This is a genomic window from Streptomyces sp. MMS24-W38 (assembly GCF_059889265.1).
Genome location: NZ_JCBCPP010000001.1, coordinates 3192572 through 3208365 on the forward strand (window position 1 = coordinate 3192572; position 15794 = coordinate 3208365).

16 protein-coding genes are annotated in these 15794 nt (G+C 66.5%); 10 read left to right on the forward strand and 6 right to left on the reverse strand.

Annotated elements, in window-relative coordinates:
* Window positions 1–470: 470 nt before the first annotated feature.
* Window positions 471–2417, reverse strand: a complete 1947-nt coding sequence (dnaA, locus tag AC6F7H_RS13340) for a chromosomal replication initiator protein DnaA (protein ID WP_500757231.1) — start codon at window positions 2415–2417, stop codon at window positions 471–473.
* A gap of 376 nt (window positions 2418–2793) precedes the next feature.
* Here dnaA and rpmH point away from each other — a divergent pair, with 376 nt between their 5' ends.
* The 9 genes from rpmH (at window position 2794) to AC6F7H_RS13385 (ending at window position 9792) form a co-directional block, all read left to right on the forward strand.
* Window positions 2794–2931, forward strand: coding sequence for a 50S ribosomal protein L34 (rpmH, locus tag AC6F7H_RS13345; RefSeq protein WP_003949374.1), 138 nt, complete (start codon window positions 2794–2796; stop codon window positions 2929–2931).
* A 21-nt stretch (window positions 2932–2952) separates the two neighbouring features.
* The gene (gene rnpA, locus AC6F7H_RS13350; protein WP_500757232.1) at window positions 2953–3324 is read left to right on the forward strand and encodes a ribonuclease P protein component; all 372 of its coding nucleotides are present in this window, start codon (window positions 2953–2955) and stop codon (window positions 3322–3324) included.
* Window positions 3321–3695, forward strand: a complete 375-nt coding sequence (yidD, locus tag AC6F7H_RS13355) for a membrane protein insertion efficiency factor YidD (protein ID WP_500757233.1) — start codon at window positions 3321–3323, stop codon at window positions 3693–3695. Before rnpA ends, yidD begins: the two co-directional genes overlap by 4 nt.
* Before the next feature lie 3 nt (window positions 3696–3698).
* Window positions 3699–4970 carry a membrane protein insertase YidC gene (gene yidC / locus AC6F7H_RS13360; RefSeq protein WP_500757234.1) on the forward strand — a complete coding sequence of 424 codons (1272 nt, stop codon included), beginning with the start codon at window positions 3699–3701 and terminating at the stop codon, window positions 4968–4970.
* A 15-nt stretch (window positions 4971–4985) separates the two neighbouring features.
* Window positions 4986–5498, forward strand: coding sequence for a Jag family protein (locus AC6F7H_RS13365; protein ID WP_109376581.1), 513 nt, complete (start codon window positions 4986–4988; stop codon window positions 5496–5498).
* 116 nt (window positions 5499–5614) lie between these two features.
* Window positions 5615–6334 (forward strand): 16S rRNA (guanine(527)-N(7))-methyltransferase RsmG, encoded by a 720-nt coding sequence (gene rsmG / locus AC6F7H_RS13370; RefSeq protein ID WP_452978683.1) that lies wholly within the window; start codon window positions 5615–5617, stop codon window positions 6332–6334.
* Between the two features lie 344 nt (window positions 6335–6678).
* Complete coding sequence (locus AC6F7H_RS13375; protein WP_500761794.1) at window positions 6679–7758, forward strand: ParA family protein; 1080 nt, start codon at window positions 6679–6681, stop codon at window positions 7756–7758.
* Window positions 7755–8852 carry a ParB/RepB/Spo0J family partition protein gene (locus AC6F7H_RS13380; RefSeq protein WP_500757235.1) on the forward strand — a complete coding sequence of 366 codons (1098 nt, stop codon included), beginning with the start codon at window positions 7755–7757 and terminating at the stop codon, window positions 8850–8852. The genes AC6F7H_RS13375 and AC6F7H_RS13380 overlap by 4 nt, the downstream gene beginning before the upstream one ends.
* 322 nt (window positions 8853–9174) lie before the next feature.
* On the forward strand, window positions 9175–9792 hold the full coding sequence (locus AC6F7H_RS13385) for a GNAT family N-acetyltransferase (RefSeq protein WP_500757236.1): 618 nt from the start codon (window positions 9175–9177) through the stop codon (window positions 9790–9792).
* Between the two features lie 102 nt (window positions 9793–9894).
* Here the strand turns inward: AC6F7H_RS13385 and trxA are convergent, their stop codons facing one another.
* From trxA to sigM, 4 genes are all read right to left on the reverse strand, one after another.
* Window positions 9895–10227: a thioredoxin gene (gene trxA / locus AC6F7H_RS13390; RefSeq protein ID WP_109376577.1), complete on the reverse strand. Its 333-nt coding sequence runs from the start codon at window positions 10225–10227 to the stop codon at window positions 9895–9897.
* A gap of 41 nt (window positions 10228–10268) precedes the next feature.
* Window positions 10269–11237 carry a thioredoxin-disulfide reductase gene (gene trxB / locus AC6F7H_RS13395; protein WP_500757237.1) on the reverse strand — a complete coding sequence of 323 codons (969 nt, stop codon included), beginning with the start codon at window positions 11235–11237 and terminating at the stop codon, window positions 10269–10271.
* Between the two features lie 206 nt (window positions 11238–11443).
* The gene (locus AC6F7H_RS13400) at window positions 11444–12358 is read right to left on the reverse strand and encodes an anti-sigma factor family protein (protein ID WP_500757238.1); all 915 of its coding nucleotides are present in this window, start codon (window positions 12356–12358) and stop codon (window positions 11444–11446) included.
* Window positions 12355–13080, reverse strand: coding sequence for an RNA polymerase sigma factor SigM (sigM, locus tag AC6F7H_RS13405; protein WP_500757239.1), 726 nt, complete (start codon window positions 13078–13080; stop codon window positions 12355–12357). Before sigM ends, AC6F7H_RS13400 begins: the two co-directional genes overlap by 4 nt.
* 501 nt (window positions 13081–13581) lie before the next feature.
* Between sigM and AC6F7H_RS13410 the strand changes: the two genes are divergently transcribed.
* On the forward strand, window positions 13582–13947 hold the full coding sequence (locus tag AC6F7H_RS13410) for a hypothetical protein (RefSeq protein ID WP_500757240.1): 366 nt from the start codon (window positions 13582–13584) through the stop codon (window positions 13945–13947).
* Window positions 13948–13999: 52 nt separating this feature from the next.
* Here the strand turns inward: AC6F7H_RS13410 and AC6F7H_RS13415 are convergent, their stop codons facing one another.
* Window positions 14000–15697, reverse strand: coding sequence for a protein kinase family protein (locus tag AC6F7H_RS13415; RefSeq protein WP_500757241.1), 1698 nt, complete (start codon window positions 15695–15697; stop codon window positions 14000–14002).
* Window positions 15698–15794: the final 97 nt, after the last annotated feature.

The window sequence follows — 15794 nt, forward strand, 5'->3', positions numbered from 1 at the left end:
CGGTGAGGAGGCGCGTGGCGTTGCCGAACAGTGGACAGGCGTGTGGAGAAGCGCCTGATCATTGGGGACAACTGGCCTCAGCCTGTGGGTTGCTGGTGGAAAACTTTGTGCACAGCCTGTGGGGCACTGTCTTGTCCACAGCCTGTGGAGATCGCTTGTCCACGGATTCACAGCCGGTTGACCTGGCTCGATGCTGCCCCGGCAAGCACGGCTGTGGATAGTTTCGGGACAACTTCACAGTCCCCAGGATGTGGACGGGAGAAAGTTGCCACATCTGTGGAGGACAGCCGTAACCCGGTGCCGAAATCGAACAGTGGACAGGACGCCGAGGGCCGCGAGGGTCGGCCCTCACCGGCCGGCGGGCGCACGAAGGCCGGTCGGCGGGCGCACGAAGGCCGGTCGGCGGGCGCACGAAGAAGGGCGTTCCCGGATGTGCTCCGGGAACGCCCTCTGTGGGTGCCTGCGGGTGCTCAGCCGGCCTTGATGCGGTTGGTGAGCTCGGTGACCTGGTTGTAGATGGAACGTCGCTCCGCCATCAGGTTGCGGATCTTCCGGTCCGCGTGCATCACCGTCGTGTGGTCGCGGCCGCCGAACAGCGCGCCGATCTTCGGCAGCGACAGGTCCGTCAGCTCACGGCACAGGTACATCGCGATCTGCCGTGCGGTCACCAGGGCGCGGCCGCGCGAGGTGCCGCACAGGTCCTCGACCGTGAGCCCGAAGTAGTCGGCGGTCGCGCTCATGATGGCCGTCGAGGTGATCTCCGGCGCGGAGTCGTCGCCACCGGGGATCAGATCCTTCAGGACGATCTCCGTCAGCCCGAGGTCCACCGGCTGCCGGTTGAGCGAGGCGAACGCCGTCACCCGGATCAGCGCGCCCTCCAGCTCGCGGATGTTGCGCGAGATCCGGGAGGCGATGAACTCCAGCACCTCGGGCGGGGCGTTGAGCTGCTCCTGCACCGCCTTCTTGCGCAGGATCGCGATACGCGTCTCCAGCTCCGGAGGCTGGACGTCGGTGATCAGACCCCACTCGAAACGGTTCCGCAGCCGGTCCTCCAGCGTCACCAACTGCTTGGGCGGCCGGTCACTGGAGAGCACGATCTGCTTGTTGGCGTTGTGCAGCGTGTTGAAGGTGTGGAAGAACTCCTCCTGCGTCGACTCCTTGTCCGCGAGGAACTGGATGTCGTCGACGAGCAGGATGTCCATCTCCCGGTAGCGCTTGCGGAAGCTGTCGCCCTTGCCGTCGCGGATGGAGTTGATGAACTCGTTGGTGAACTCCTCCGAGCTCACGTACCGCACCCGCGTGCCGGGGTAGAGACTGCGCGCGTAGTGTCCGATCGCGTGCAGCAGGTGGGTCTTGCCGAGCCCGGACTCCCCGTAGATGAACAGGGGGTTGTACGCCTTCGCGGGTGCCTCGGCGACCGCCACCGCCGCCGCGTGCGCGAAGCGGTTGGAGGCGCCGATGACGAACGTGTCGAAGAGGTACTTCGGGTTCAGTCGCGCGGTCGGCTCACCGGGACCGGTCGCCGGCGCGGGCTGTGCGGCCAGTGGGCCGGGCGCCCCGCTCGTGGGCAGGTTCGGGCCGACGGGGCCACCGCGGTGGACGTGCCCCGAGCCGGGCGGGGGCTCGGGGAGCTCGCGGCGGGCGGTGTCGCGCTGGTCGTAGTCACCGCGGTCGTAGCCGCCCCGGTTGTAGTTGGTGCGGTCGTACTCCGCGCGTGACGTCTCGTAGTCGGAGCGCTGCTGCTCGTAGGAGGGGCGTTCCATCGGCTGCGGACGGTAGTCCTGCGAGGGCGCGCCGCCGTAGCCGTCCGGGGAGCCGTAGGCGTTCTGCGAGGGCGAGGCGTACGGATCGCGGTCGGGGAAACCGAGGCGCTGTTGCTGCCAGCCGTACTCGTCCTGGCCCGGTCGCGGCCAGGAGCTGGGCTCCGGGCGCTGGTACTCCGAGGGGTAGGCGGGGCGGGCGGTGGGGAGCTGGTCGCCGGGCGATCCGGGGTCCTGGTCGGCGCGGCGCCGGCCGTAGCCCTCGTACTGCTCGTGCTCCTGGCGGTCCTGTCGATCCGGTCGGTCCTGCCGGGTGGGAGGGAGCTCGGGCTCCTCGTAGCGCGGCTGGGGGCGGGCGGCCGGCGGAGCCGGGGGCTCTCCCGCGGAGTCGTCGACGGTGATGGCGATGCGGATGGGGCGCCCGCACTCCCGGCTCAGGCTTTCGCTGACGATCGGCGCGAGGCGGCCCTCGAGCACGCCCTTGGCGAACTCGTTCGGCACGGCGAGCAGCGCGGTGTCGGCGACCAGCGCCAGCGGCTGGCAGCGCCGGATCCAGTGTTCGTCCTTCCCCTCGACTCCCTGGCCCCGGCCCTCTCCGAGCAGCTCTTCCAGTACGCGTGGCCACACTGCAGCAAGATCGGCAGGTACGTCAGCCACAGGGCACGCTCTCTCACAGATCCCTCGAACGTGTGATTCGGGGACGGGTCGGGGTTGTAAAGGGGGTGGTCGAGGGACAAAGGAACGAATCGGAGTTCCGTCACGGTAGTCAGGGCGGCCGGTGCTGTTCAAGTCGTTGTCCCCAGCCTGTGGACAAGTATCTCCCCGCGGCTGCTGGTTTGACCGAAGGAGGCAGCCGCGCGTACCGTGACGAGGTCGAGTTGTCGATGGCTGCTGCCGCCTGCCTCCGATGGGCACAGATCGCGCAAGATGATCGGTCAGCGGTGCACTCGGGCGTAACGCGAGCTACTCGTGGGCGCACGGTGACAGCCAGGACGGCACCCCGCAATCAACGACATCTTTCTGGAGCCCCCGAGTGAGCAAGCGCACCTTCCAGCCGAACAACCGTCGTCGCGCGAAGACCCACGGCTTCCGGTTGCGTATGCGCACCCGTGCCGGCCGCGCGATTCTCGCGTCCCGCCGTGGCAAGGGTCGCGCCCGCCTGTCCGCCTGATCCCGATCAGGTCATGACGTCGTGCTGCCCACCGACAACCGGCTGAGGCGGCGCGAGGACTTCGCGATCGCGGTACGACGAGGACGCCGGGCCGGACGCAGGCACCTCGTCGTACACCTTCGCAGCGGTGTCACGGACCCGCATGTGCCTGGGGAGAGCGCTCCCCCGACACGTGCGGGTTTCGTCGTGAGCAAGGCTGTGGGTGGAGCGGTCGTGCGGAACAAGGTGAAGCGCAGACTTCGCCACCTGATGCGCGATCGAGTAGCCCTGCTGCCCCCCGGTAGCCTGGTAGTCGTACGAGCGCTGCCCGGAGCGGGCGACGCCGACCATGCACAACTGGCCCAAGACCTGGATGCCGCTCTGCAGCGGCTGCTGGGAGGGGGCACGCGATGAAGTACCCGCTGCTGGCTCTGATCAAGCTCTATCAGTGGACGATCAGTCCGCTGCTGGGGCCCGTGTGCAAGTACTACCCGTCGTGTTCCCACTACGGCTACACGGCCATCGACCGGCACGGTGCCATCAAGGGCACAGCACTCACGGCCTGGCGCATCCTGCGGTGCAATCCGTGGTCGCTGGGTGGCGTGGACCATGTCCCGCCGCGCAAGCGCCCGCGGTGGCACGAAATGCTGCGTGACGCCCGGCGTGCACGCAAGGGCGGGCCTGCCTCCGCCGAACCGGCCACCGAAGGACAGACTTCCTCCGTAAGTCCGACGAGCCCTTCGAGTCCGGCCGCAGAGACCTCGCCCCATGCCCAAGGAGCATGATTAGTGGACACGATTGCCAGCCTCTTCAGCTTCATCACGACACCTGTCTCCTGGGTCATCGTCCAGTTCCACTCCGTGTACGGGGCCATCTTCGGCCCCGACACCGGGTGGGCCTGGGGCCTGTCCATCGTGTCCCTGGTGATCCTGATCCGTATCTGCCTGATCCCGCTCTTTGTGAAGCAGATCAAGGCGACGCGCGCGATGCAGACGCTCCAGCCGGAGATGAAGAAGATCCAGGAGCGCTACAAGAACGACAAGCAGCGTCAGTCCGAAGAGATGATGAAGCTGTACAAGGACGCGGGCACCAACCCGCTCTCCTCGTGCCTTCCCATCCTGGCGCAGTCCCCGTTCTTCTTCGCTCTGTACCACGTGCTCAACAGCATCGCGTCCAACGACACCATCGGTGTGATCAACGAGCGTCTGCTGGAGAGTGCGCAGAAGGCGCACATCTTCGGTGCCCCGCTCGCGGCGAAGTTCACGGACAACGCGGACAAGGTCGAAGCCCTCAACGCCTCGCTGACCGATGTGCGGATCGTCACGGCCCTGATGATCGTCTTGATGTCGCTGTCGCAGTTCTACACGCAGCGCCAGCTGATGACGAAGAACGTCGACACCACGGTGAAGACGCCGTTCATGCAGCAGCAGAAGATGCTGATGTACGTCTTCCCCGTCATCTTCGCCGTCTTCGGCATCAACTTCCCGGTCGGTGTCCTCGTCTACTGGCTGACCACCAACGTGTGGACCATGGGCCAGCAGATGTACGTCATCCACAACAACCCGACGCCGGGTTCGAAGGCGCAGGCCGCTTACCTGGAGCGCCTTGCCAAGCACGTCACCCACCACGGCAAGACCCGCAACCGCCGTGAGCGTGCCATCGTCAAGGCCATCATGGCCAAGGGCCGGGACCGCAACGAATACGAGCGCAAGTTCATCAACGGTCTGAGCAAGGTGGGCCTCGTGGCCCAGACCGATGGCGCGGTGAGCAAGGGCGATGCCACGGCCGCCGCACAGGCCGAGGACGGCTCCACGGCCACGCTCCAGACCGCGAAGCGTCAGCAGCCCAAGCGGCAGACCAAGTCCCAGCGGCAGGGCGGTGCAGCGAAGGCAGCTGGTGAGCCCACCTCGCTGACCAAGACCGAAACGCCTCAGGACGACGACAAGCCTGCCGCCGCTGCCAAGAAGGGCAACGCGAAGTCCGGCGGAAGCACCCGCAGCAGGGCCCAGTCCGGACAGCGCAAGGGCCCGCAGCGGCCCAAGTCCCCGTCCAAGAAGTAAGAAGGAGTCCATCCCGTGACGGAAGGCACCACCTCCACCGCTGCCGAGGGCGCAGACACCCTGACCCGCCTGGAGCAGGAAGGTGAGATCGCAGCAGACTACCTGGAGGGTCTGCTCGACATCGCCGACCTCGACGGTGACATCGACATGGACGTCGAGGCCGACCGTGCCTCCGTCTCGATCATCAGCGACTCGGCCGGCCGTGACCTGCAGAAGCTGGTCGGTCGGGACGGTGAGGTGCTGGAAGCGCTCCAAGAGCTCACGCGTCTGGCCGTGCACCGGGAGACCGGAGACCGCAGTCGGCTCATGCTCGACATCGCGGGGTACCGCGCCAAGAAGCGGGCCGAGTTGTCCGAGCTGGGGGCGAAGGCCGCCGCCGAGGCCAAGAGCAGCGGTGAGCCCGTGAAGCTCGACCCGATGACGCCGTTCGAGCGCAAGGTCGTGCACGACGCGGTCAAGGCCGCCGGCCTGAACAGTGAGTCCGAGGGCGAGGAGCCTCAGCGCTTCGTCGTCGTGCTTCCCGCCTGAGCGGTTCCACGTTCCACCGGCCCCGTCTGTTGCGCAGGCGGGGCCGAATTTTGTCAGCCTGATAGTTCTGTGGTGTCGGCGCCCGATGTCGGCACGCTACGGAAGGACGGTCCCCCGTGACGGAGGCAGCGGAGCTTCCCCCCGCGCCCGAGCAGGCTCGCGAGGTGTTCGGCGAGCGCTTCGCGGACGCGGTGCGTTACGCGGAACTGCTCGCTGAGGCGGGCGTTCAGCGTGGTCTGATCGGCCCGCGGGAGGTGCCGCGCCTGTGGGAGCGGCATCTGCTGAACTGTGCGGTGCTCTCGGAAGTCGTGCCCGAAGGTGTCACGGTGTGCGATGTCGGTTCGGGTGCCGGTCTGCCGGGCATCCCATTGGCGCTGGTCCGCGAGGACCTCAAGATCACACTGCTGGAGCCACTGCTGCGGCGTACCACCTTCCTGACCGAAGTCGTGGAGCTGCTGGGACTGGATCATGTGACGGTCGTGCGTGGCCGGGCCGAGGAGGTCATGGGCACGATGTCTCCGGTGCACGTGGTGACCGCACGAGCCGTGGCGCCGCTTGACCGCCTCGCCACGTGGGGCATCCCCCTCCTTCGGCCGTACGGAGAGATGCTCGCGCTCAAGGGTGACGCCGCCGAGGAGGAGCTGAAGAATGCGACCTCGGCGCTGAGCAAGCTCGGCGCTGTGGCGACATCGGTCGTGCATGTGGGCGAGGGTGTGGTGGATCCGATGTCCACGGTGGTACGGGTCGAGGTGGGGGAAAGCCCCGGCGGTGTGCGTTTCGCGGCGAAGCGCGCGAAGGCCGCTCGTACCGGGCGTGCACGGCGCCGACGCGGATAGAGGCGTGGTCTGCCGGGCGGCAGGACATCTGACGGGCAGGCCTACCCCCTGAAGGGGCAGACGTACTCCACACAAGCTGCCGAACCTCCGTAGGCCGGAGTGTCGCGGCAGCGCAACCCCGGCTGCTGTGCATCGTGTTTCACGTGAAACGTCGCTCCCTGCTGCACGGCATCATCAGTCGCGGTCGCGCCGCGGCCGAACCCCGCGATCGTAAGCCTCTCGGTTCACTCGGAGAGAGGCCTGTTCCCGACGAGACTTCGCCCCCCTCAGGGGGTGCGGAGTTGTCCACAGAAGTGGATTTCTCCACAGAACGTCAGGCCTCACTGGTTCACGACCCCGAAGGCATGGGAGGCTCTGTTCATTGCGAGCCTGAAGTCGAGGAGAGTGAATCCACCTTGCGGTCCGACGCCCACATCGCGGGACCGATGACCGACCCGGTCCCCGGTCCCCGTGCCGAATCGATGGGGGCGGATGTTTCACGTGAAACACCGCCTCCTATGGACGACGCTCCCATCGGTCGTGCTGCCCAGCTGGCGGTGGATGCACTGGGCCGCGCAGGCGAGGGCCTGCCACGGCCCGAGCAGACACGCCTCATCGTGGTCGCCAACCAGAAGGGTGGCGTGGGCAAGACGACGACGACCGTCAACCTCGCCGCGTCGCTTGCGCTCCATGGCGCTCGGGTCTTGGTGATCGACCTCGACCCCCAGGGCAATGCTTCTACGGCCCTGGGGATTGATCACCACGCCGAAGTTCCTTCCATCTATGACGTGCTGGTCGAGAGCAGGCCACTGGCGGAGGTTGTCCAGCCGGTCCCCGACGTGGAGGGTCTCTTCTGCGCACCCGCCACGATCGATCTCGCCGGCGCGGAGATCGAGCTGGTGTCGCTGGTGGCACGGGAGAGCCGGCTGCAGCGCGCCATCCATGCCTACGAGCAGCCGCTGGACTACGTCCTCATCGACTGCCCTCCGTCCCTCGGCCTGCTGACGGTCAACGCGATGGTGGCGGGACAGGAGGTCCTGATCCCGATCCAGTGCGAGTACTACGCCCTGGAGGGCCTGGGACAGCTGCTCCGCAATGTCGATCTGGTACGGGGCCACCTCAACCCCTCTCTGCACGTATCGACGATCTTGCTCACCATGTACGACGGCCGGACGCGCCTTGCGTCCCAGGTTGCGGACGAGGTGCGTAGTCACTTCGGCGACGAGGTGCTGCGGACAAGCATTCCTCGCTCTGTGCGCATCTCGGAGGCGCCGAGTTATGGGCAGACGGTGCTGACCTACGATCCTGGATCGAGCGGTGCCCTCTCCTACCTTGAGGCGGCACGCGAGATCGCGCTGAGGGGCGTTGGCGTCAGCTATGACGCATCGAACGCACACATCGGTGCACAGCAGAACGATCCGAGCATGGTGGAGGGCGTCCAGTGAGTGAGCGACGGAGGGGGCTGGGCCGTGGTCTTGGCGCACTTATCCCTACTGCCCCGGCAGAGAAGACGGTCTCCCCGACCGTGACGGGAGGCGCGGCTTCCGCCTCTTCCGCCGCGCCTCCGGTGCTGTCGAACGAGCGCGGGGTGGCCGTGGCCAAACTGGCCGCACTTCCTTCTGTTCCACGTGAAACAGAGGAGTCGTCGACGCATGGCGCGGCGGAGATGCCCATGCCTCCCCTGGGGGCACACTTCGCGGAGATTCCCCTCGAATCCATCAAGCCGAATCCGCGTCAGCCGCGCGGAGTCTTCGACGAGGATGCGCTGGCAGAACTTGTCACGTCCATCAAGGAGGTCGGTCTCCTCCAACCTGTCGTCGTACGGCAGGTCGGGCCCGCGCACTACGAACTCATCATGGGTGAGCGCCGCTGGCGGGCGTGCCGTAGTGCGGGGCTCGAAGCCATCCCGGCGATCGTGCGGGCCACGGAGGACGAGAAGCTCCTCCTGGACGCCCTTCTGGAGAATCTGCACCGTGCCCAGCTGAATCCGCTGGAAGAGGCAGCCGCCTACGACCAGCTGCTGAAGGACTTCAACTGCACGCATGATCAGCTGGCTGACCGCATCGGTCGTTCCCGCCCGCAGGTTTCCAACACCCTGCGTCTGCTGAAGCTCTCGCCGAGGGTTCAGAGCCGGGTGGCTGCCGGAGTGCTCTCCGCCGGGCACGCGCGGGCCTTGCTCTCTGTGGAGGACTCCGAGGAGCAGGACCGGCTGGCCCATCGGATCGTGGCCGAGGGTCTCTCGGTGCGAGCTGTCGAGGAGATCGTGACCCTGATGGGGTCCGGGCCGCAGAAGTCGCCGCGCTCCAAGGGGCCGAGGGCGGGTGCCCTGGTGTCTCCGGCGCTGTCCGATCTGGCCACCCGTCTTTCGGATCGTTTCGAGACGCGGGTGAAGGTCGACCTGGGACAGAAGAAGGGGAAGATCACCGTCGAGTTCGCCTCCATGGAGGACCTCGAGCGCATTCTTGGCACCCTTGCTCCTGATGAGGGGCCGGTTCTGCAGAAGAGCCTTGTGGACGACGACTCCGTGGAAGATTCCTGAGGCTTCGGCTCGGTCAGCCGAACAGTCGCCTGTGGGCGGATCGCGTCCGGTATATGCCGGAAACGGTCCGCCCTTTGCTTTCTGGCGGTATCGACGGAATCGCTTCATGGATACGATGCGGTGAGACAGGGTGTGTCCACCGCCAGTACCTGAATCTCTGAGCGCAAGGCAGGGCCATGCGAATGATGAGTCGCACCGGATGGGTGGGAGCGGGGCTGGCGATTGCCGCCTTCGGAGGGTTCATCGGCAGCCTGCTCAAGGAGCGGCACGCTCTGGCAGCCGCCTGTGAGGCAGCAGGCGGAGGAAGCGAGGAACAGGCTTCATGGGGCGTCGGCTCGTACCGCTCACGCTGGACAACCTTCAGGACCTTCCCCGGCGCTGTCGCTCGTGTGTCTTCTGGGAGCTCGACCCCGTCAGTGGTGAGGCAGCAGTAACAGCGGGAACGTCAGAGGTCGAGAAGGAGTCGTGGATCTCGGCTGTGCTGCTGGACTGGGGGTCGTGTGGAAGGGTCGTCTATGTCGACGACAGCCCCGTGGGTTTCGTTCTCTACGCCCCGCCTGCTTATGTGCCGCGTGCCATGGCGTTCCCCACGAGCCCTGTGTCGTCTGATGCCGTGCAGCTGATGACCGGGTTTGTCGTGCCGGGCTACCAGGGGCAAGGCCTGGGGAGGGTGATGGTGCAGACGGTGGCGAAGGACCTACTGCGTCGCGGGGTCAAGGCGATCGAAGCCTTCGGCGACGCGCGTTGGAAAGAACCGGCCTGTGTTCTGCCCGCTGACCACCTCTTGGCTGTGGGGTTCAAGACGGTCCGTCAACATCCCGCGTATCCCCGGCTCAGACTGGAACTGAGGACGACACTGTCGTGGAAGGACGATGTTGAGATGGCGTTGGACCGGTTGCTCGGAGCCGTCCAGAAGGAGCCGGTGCTGCGCCCCCTCTGATGCGTCACGTGCTGGTGTGCGTCATGCGAATGGGCCGACCCAGATGGGTCGGCCCATTCGTGTTTCACGTGAAACATGCGCCGCTGACGAGGCGGTCGACGCTCATTCGCTGATGAAGTCCTCGAGGTCGCGGACGATCGCGGCCTTCGGCTTGGCACCGACGATGGTCTTGGCGACCTCGCCACCCTGGTAGACGTTCAGGGTCGGGATGGACATGACGCCGTACTTGGCGGCCGTACCCGGGTTCTCGTCGATGTTCAGCTTGACGACCTCGATCTTGTCCCCGTACTCCGCGGCAATCGCTTCGAGGGAAGGGGCGATCTGGCGGCACGGGCCGCACCAGGCGGCCCAGAAGTCCACCAGGACGGGCTTGTCACTCTTGAGGACGTCCTGGTCGAAGGAGTCGTCAGTCACATTCTTCAGGGTGCCGGCCACGGCGGGCTCCTTAACTGGTTGGTGCGTGGTGAGGGTGGAGGTCAGACAGAGGTCTTCTCGGGCTCGGCCTGCTCCCCGTCCGCGAGAGCGGCAAGGAACCTCTCGGCGTCGAGGGCGGCGGCACAGCCCGTACCGGCCGCGGTGATCGCCTGGCGGTAGGTGTGGTCGACCACGTCACCGGCACCGAACACTCCGGTGAGGTTTGTACGCGTCGAGGGCGCATCGACCTTCAGGTAGCCCTCTCCGTCCAGCTCCAGCTGGCTCTTGAAGAGCTCCGTGCGAGGGTCGTGCCCGATCGCGATGAACAGGCCGGTCACCGCCAGGTCCGAGAGCTCGCCGGTCTTGACGTTCCGCAGCTTCAGACCCGAGAGCTTCTGGTCGCCCTGGACCTCTGCGACCTCGCTGTCCCAGACGAACGAGATCTTCGGGTCGGCGATGGCACGCTCCTGCATTGCCTTCGAGGCCCTCAGGGTGTCGCGGCGGTGGACGACCGTGACGGACTTGGCGAACCGTGAGAGGAAGGTGGCCTCCTCCATCGCGGTGTCGCCGCCGCCGATGACGGCGATGTCCTGGTCCTTGAAGAAGAAGCCGTCACACGTGGCACACCAGGAGACACCGCGGCCGGTGAAGGCATCCTCGTTCGGCAGGCCGAGCTTGCGGTGCTGCGAGCCGGTGGCGACGATGACGGCCTTCGCCTTGTGGACCGTGCCCGCGGTGTCCGTGACGGTCTTGATCTCTCCGGTCAGGTCGACGGCGACCACGTCGTCCGGAATGAGCTCCGCCCCGAAGCGCTCTGCCTGGGCGCGCATGTTGTCCATGAGCTCGGGGCCCATGATGCCGTCCTGGAAGCCGGGGAAGTTTTCGACATCGGTGGTGTTCATCAGCGCACCACCGGCGGTCACGGCGCCCTCGAACACCAGGGGCTTCAGCGACGCACGGGCGGTGTAGAGGGCCGCCGTGTAGCCGGCCGGCCCCGAACCGATGATGATCACGTTACGGACGTCGCTCACGGCTTGTTTCCTCGTCTCTGGTCTGTGTCATCCGACCGGTGGGAGCTTCTGTCGGAACTCTCACCTCCCCCAACGGATCCTAAGGGGCGAGCATTCCCGCTGTGCCTGAGCACACCGAAGGAGCTGACGGACGCGACTCTCGGGTGGGCGCGGGCAGGTGCACACCGTACGAGATACCACTCAGGACGGAGACGAAGCGTCGACTGTCAGCCGCGGGTGTAGGAGTTCTCCAGCAGAACCTTCGCCGTGGTGGCCGAGGATGGGTTGCCGACGCAGGTGGCATCGACGACGTAGGCGGCCACACGGGTGTCGTCGGAGGGGTCGGGGAGTACTACCAGGATGGCTTTTCGCCCCTTGTAGATGCCCTGCTCTGTGGCGAGTGCGGCGTCATTACGGCCGATTCCCTCACGGACGCATGCCGGGACCGTGGGTTGCTGGAGAACCCTGGGGCTGGCGGCTCTGGCCTCCGACTCCATTTCCAAGGTCTGCGGCGTGCGAGAGGATTCGCCCTTCCGCTGGTTCTGCGCGAGGAGATCGGAGACCTGCTTCCCCAGCTCACCCTCGGAGAATGTGTCCAAGGCCGTCTGCTGAACGCCACCCGGGCCCGTTTCGTCGTTCTGGGACGTCACGAACAGCGTGCCGAGCCCCAGAGCCGCAACGGTGAACACGGTCCCCAGCACAGCGGCCCTACGGCGGCCGCTGTGCATACGGCCCTTGCGACCTGGACCGGTAGTGGAAGGGCGAGGACGCCCTGTGGGGCGGTCCGTCGGCGTCGATGTTTCACGTGAAACATGCGCGCGGTCCTCATCGGACTGGGAAGGGGAGACACCGGCCGGCTCTGCGACGCTCTCGGACCCCGGTGCCCTGGCATGCAGCAGCGCTTCCGCGGCGAGTGCGGCGTCGATACGGCTTGCCACCTCGGCAGGCATACGCGGTGGACCCGGCATCGTGCCAAGCAGTTCCCGGATCTCCTCCAGCGACGAATGGACGTCTGCGCAGAGGTCGCACTCGTCCAGGTGTCGGCGTACAGCGGCGGTCCGAGCGGGCGGCAGGAGTCCCTCGGTGAGGTCAGAGATCTCCGCGACGTCCGGGTGCTCCGTCATGCCTGTCGTCGATGTCACGCTTTCCCACCTCCGCCCTTCACTGCCGCTGGGTCACTCGGTCCGGTATTTGGCGGATCCGCTCGACGCGGTCCCGCTGCGGATGGGACGGATGCCCCCTGCGGCCGGTTCCGTTCCTCATACCGCTTCCTGCTGTCACCGCTCCCGTCCGGCCGTAGATGTTGTAGAAGGGGCAGGAGCCTGGCTCTGCCTCGGGCGCAGCGGCTCTTCACCGTGCCGGTGGGCACATCGAGGATGCGGGCGGCCTCCGCGACGGGGTAGCCCTGCATGTCCACCAGTACGAGAGCCGCTCGCTGATCGGGTGGGAGAGTTCCCATGGCCGCTATGAGCTGGCGGTGCAGATCATTGCGTTCCGCAGGAGCCGAGGCGGACTCGTGGGGCTCCAGCAGCTGCTCCAGGCGCTCTGTGTCGTCGACAGGGGAGGTCTTCCGGGATGCAGCCTTGCGCGCACGGTCCAAGCACGCGTTCACCGTGATCCGGTGCAGCCATGTCGTGACGGCCGACTGGCCTCGGAAGGTGTGGGCGGCCCGATAGGCGGAGACAAGAGCGTCCTGAACCGCGTCAGCGGCCTCCTCCCGGTCCCCCAGCGTCCGCAGGGCCACCGCCCAGAGTCGGTCGCGATGACGCTGCACGAGTTCACCGAAGGCGTCCTTGTCTCCCGAGACATGGGAAGCCAGGAGTTCGGCGTCTGAGTGATCAGCTCGGCGCGACTCATTGTCCACACAAATTCCCCGCGTCCCTGGGGAGGCAGCCGTGACACTGCTACCCAACTCGTGATCCTGACCGACAGAATGGCACACAGTGGGTCGGGATGTAACGGGGTAGGGAGAGGTCCGCCCTGCACTGCGCTAATTGCGCATGGCGAGCAGATCCACCCAAAAGCGCCGAGGCAACCGAGGCGTGTATGAAGAGCCTTGGTCTTGCCTACAGGGCAAGCAGAGTCAGAACCGATGAGTGGGGTGTGGAGGAGAATCGTCCTTACAGCATCCGGGGCCCCAACGTGCGCTCACCTACTGTTACCGCCCGATCTCCGTGGTTCATCCGCCGGAAGACACAGAGAGCACCTACACGGACGCCGAGATCGCCGCACTGGGGGCAGGAACAGGCAGGGCAAGGCCCTGCCCCGGTCAGCCAGGGCCGACAACGGCGAGTCAATCCCCCAGGGCGGGTGCAGGGGCGAAGCCGACCGGATTGTCAGGGCGCCCTACGACCATACCGAGGGCGTGGCGGCCGCTCGAACCATCGACTTCGACGGTTTCAAAGAATCCCTCAATGACCCACGAGTGAAGAAAATATTCGTGGAGTGGTCCGCCTGCATGCAGGTCAAGGGCTACGTGTATGACTCTCCGCTGGATGCCATAGGCGGCGCAGAATTCGCCGAAGGTCGCATTGTGAGGCACGAAAAGGCGGTCGCTCAGCGCGATATCACCTGCAAGAAGAAGGTTGACCTGGTCACGCGTTGGAACGCCGTGGAGTCCGACATACAGACGCGCATGATCAACAACAACAAGGCGGTTCTGGGCAGGTTTCTGAGTCTGCAGACGGCCAAGGTGGAATCCGCTCGGAAGCTGCTCGCCGAAGGCGATTGAATCGTGGCGGTCCGCGGTTTTCGGTAACCGCGGACCGCGCGGTCCACTGAGTTCAGCTGCTGACCTTGACGTCCACGACCCTGCCGCGCCATTTCCCGTCGTCCGGCTGTATCGGCAGCTCGGTCAGCCAGACCAGCAAGTACTGGGACTTGAGCGTCTCTTCGGGCTTGAGGGTGACGCTGCTGCCAGACCCTTGGGCGATCTTGGCAAATCCGTCCAAGGACGTCGGTTGCCCTCCTGCGTTGCTGGAAGCCGCACGAAGCTCGACCGAGGTGTTCCCCATGAAGGAAACGGTGACTTTGCCGACTTCCTGGACCTTGCCGAGGTCCAGGACGACGCCGACCCCGGGCTTAAGTCGGCCGAAGTCCGAACTCAGGTAGAAGTCGGTCTGCCAGTACGTACCGGGAGCGTCGTCATAGACCTTCGCCACATCAGACGGCTTTTCGGAACCGTCGCCCAGGGGGTCGAAGTCGTTAGCACTCGTGATGGCTATGGGGTGAGCCGGCTTGGGTGTACTGCTGCTCTTGTCGTCCTCGTCCGTCGTCTGCGTCTTGTTCGTGTCGTCCGCGCTGCCGCCCTGGCCGATGAGGGCGTCAGCGAGCTGCCAGCTGCCCAGACCGAGCGCGGCGATCAGCAGTGCTGACACGGCCCACTTCAGCGCCTTGCCCGTGCGGCTCTGCAGCGGGGGCGGCGGGGCCGGCACCGGTTGGGTGACGCCCAAACCGGGCGCCGGACGTCCGTAGGAGCCCTGCTGGTACGTCGTGCGCTGGTAGTCCGGCGGGGTGGTGAAGGCCGGCTCCGGCGGGCGGATGCGGGGCATCTCGCCGATTGCCTTCACCAGTTCCTCCGGCGTGGTGCACGGGGACTCATGGCGGGAGGCGGTGGCGCCGTCGTTGGCCAGTGCGCGCATGGCGAGCTCGGACAGGCCGCGGTGGACACCGGCCCGCACCTGGTCGGGCGGGATCAGACCGATGTCCTTCGGCAGCCCTGACAGACCGTAGGCGTCGCTCTCGTACGGCCAGCGCTGGGTGAGCGCCGCGTACAGCAGGGCGCCGATGGATTCGGTGTCGGTGCGCTGCGGGGTGTCGGATTCGATGCCGCGCAGCGCCGCGTTCACGGCGAGACCCCGAATGCGCCACTGGCCCGTCGAGGTGCGCAGGACCGCATTGGGGTTCAGCCGCAGATGGGCGAGTCCTTCGCGGTGGGCCGCGGCCATGGCGGAGGAGATCTGACTGGCCATCTGGTAGGCGTCGTACACCTCGAGCGGGCCGGCCGCCAGGAGCGTGGTCAATTCGGTGGCGTCGGGGAGCCATTCGTGTACGACGTAGACGACGTCGTTCTCCTCGACGGCGTCCAGGACCTGCACGAAGCGAGGGTCGCCCAGCAGGGCGGAGGCGCGGGCCGAGGCCAGGACGGAGCGGGCACGGGAGTGGTCCGCGGGCAGAATGTGCACACCGACGGCGCGGCGGAGCTTCTCGTCCACGGCACGCCAACTGCTGAATCCGTCCAGACGGGTGACGCACTCTTCGAGACGGTAGCGTCTGGCGAGCTTGTGACCGCTGTGCAGTTCGAGTGGCGACGTCGCCCCGGAACCGTCGGTCCCGGTGTTCTTCTGTACCGCGTCGCTGTCCGTGTCCTGCTCCCGGTTCTTGACCACCCCGTCGGCCGTGGACTGGTCCGCCTGCGCGGTCAGCGGCTGCTCGCCGCTGTTGTCTGCCACGTCGACGGCAGCTGTGCTCCGTTCCGCCACCGTCGTTCCCTGCCTCCCCATCCAATGCGCGTCGGCGACTGCCCTCGCGCGCCGTCCGACGCCAAAACCAATTGTGCCCACAGTCCGCCGCTATGCA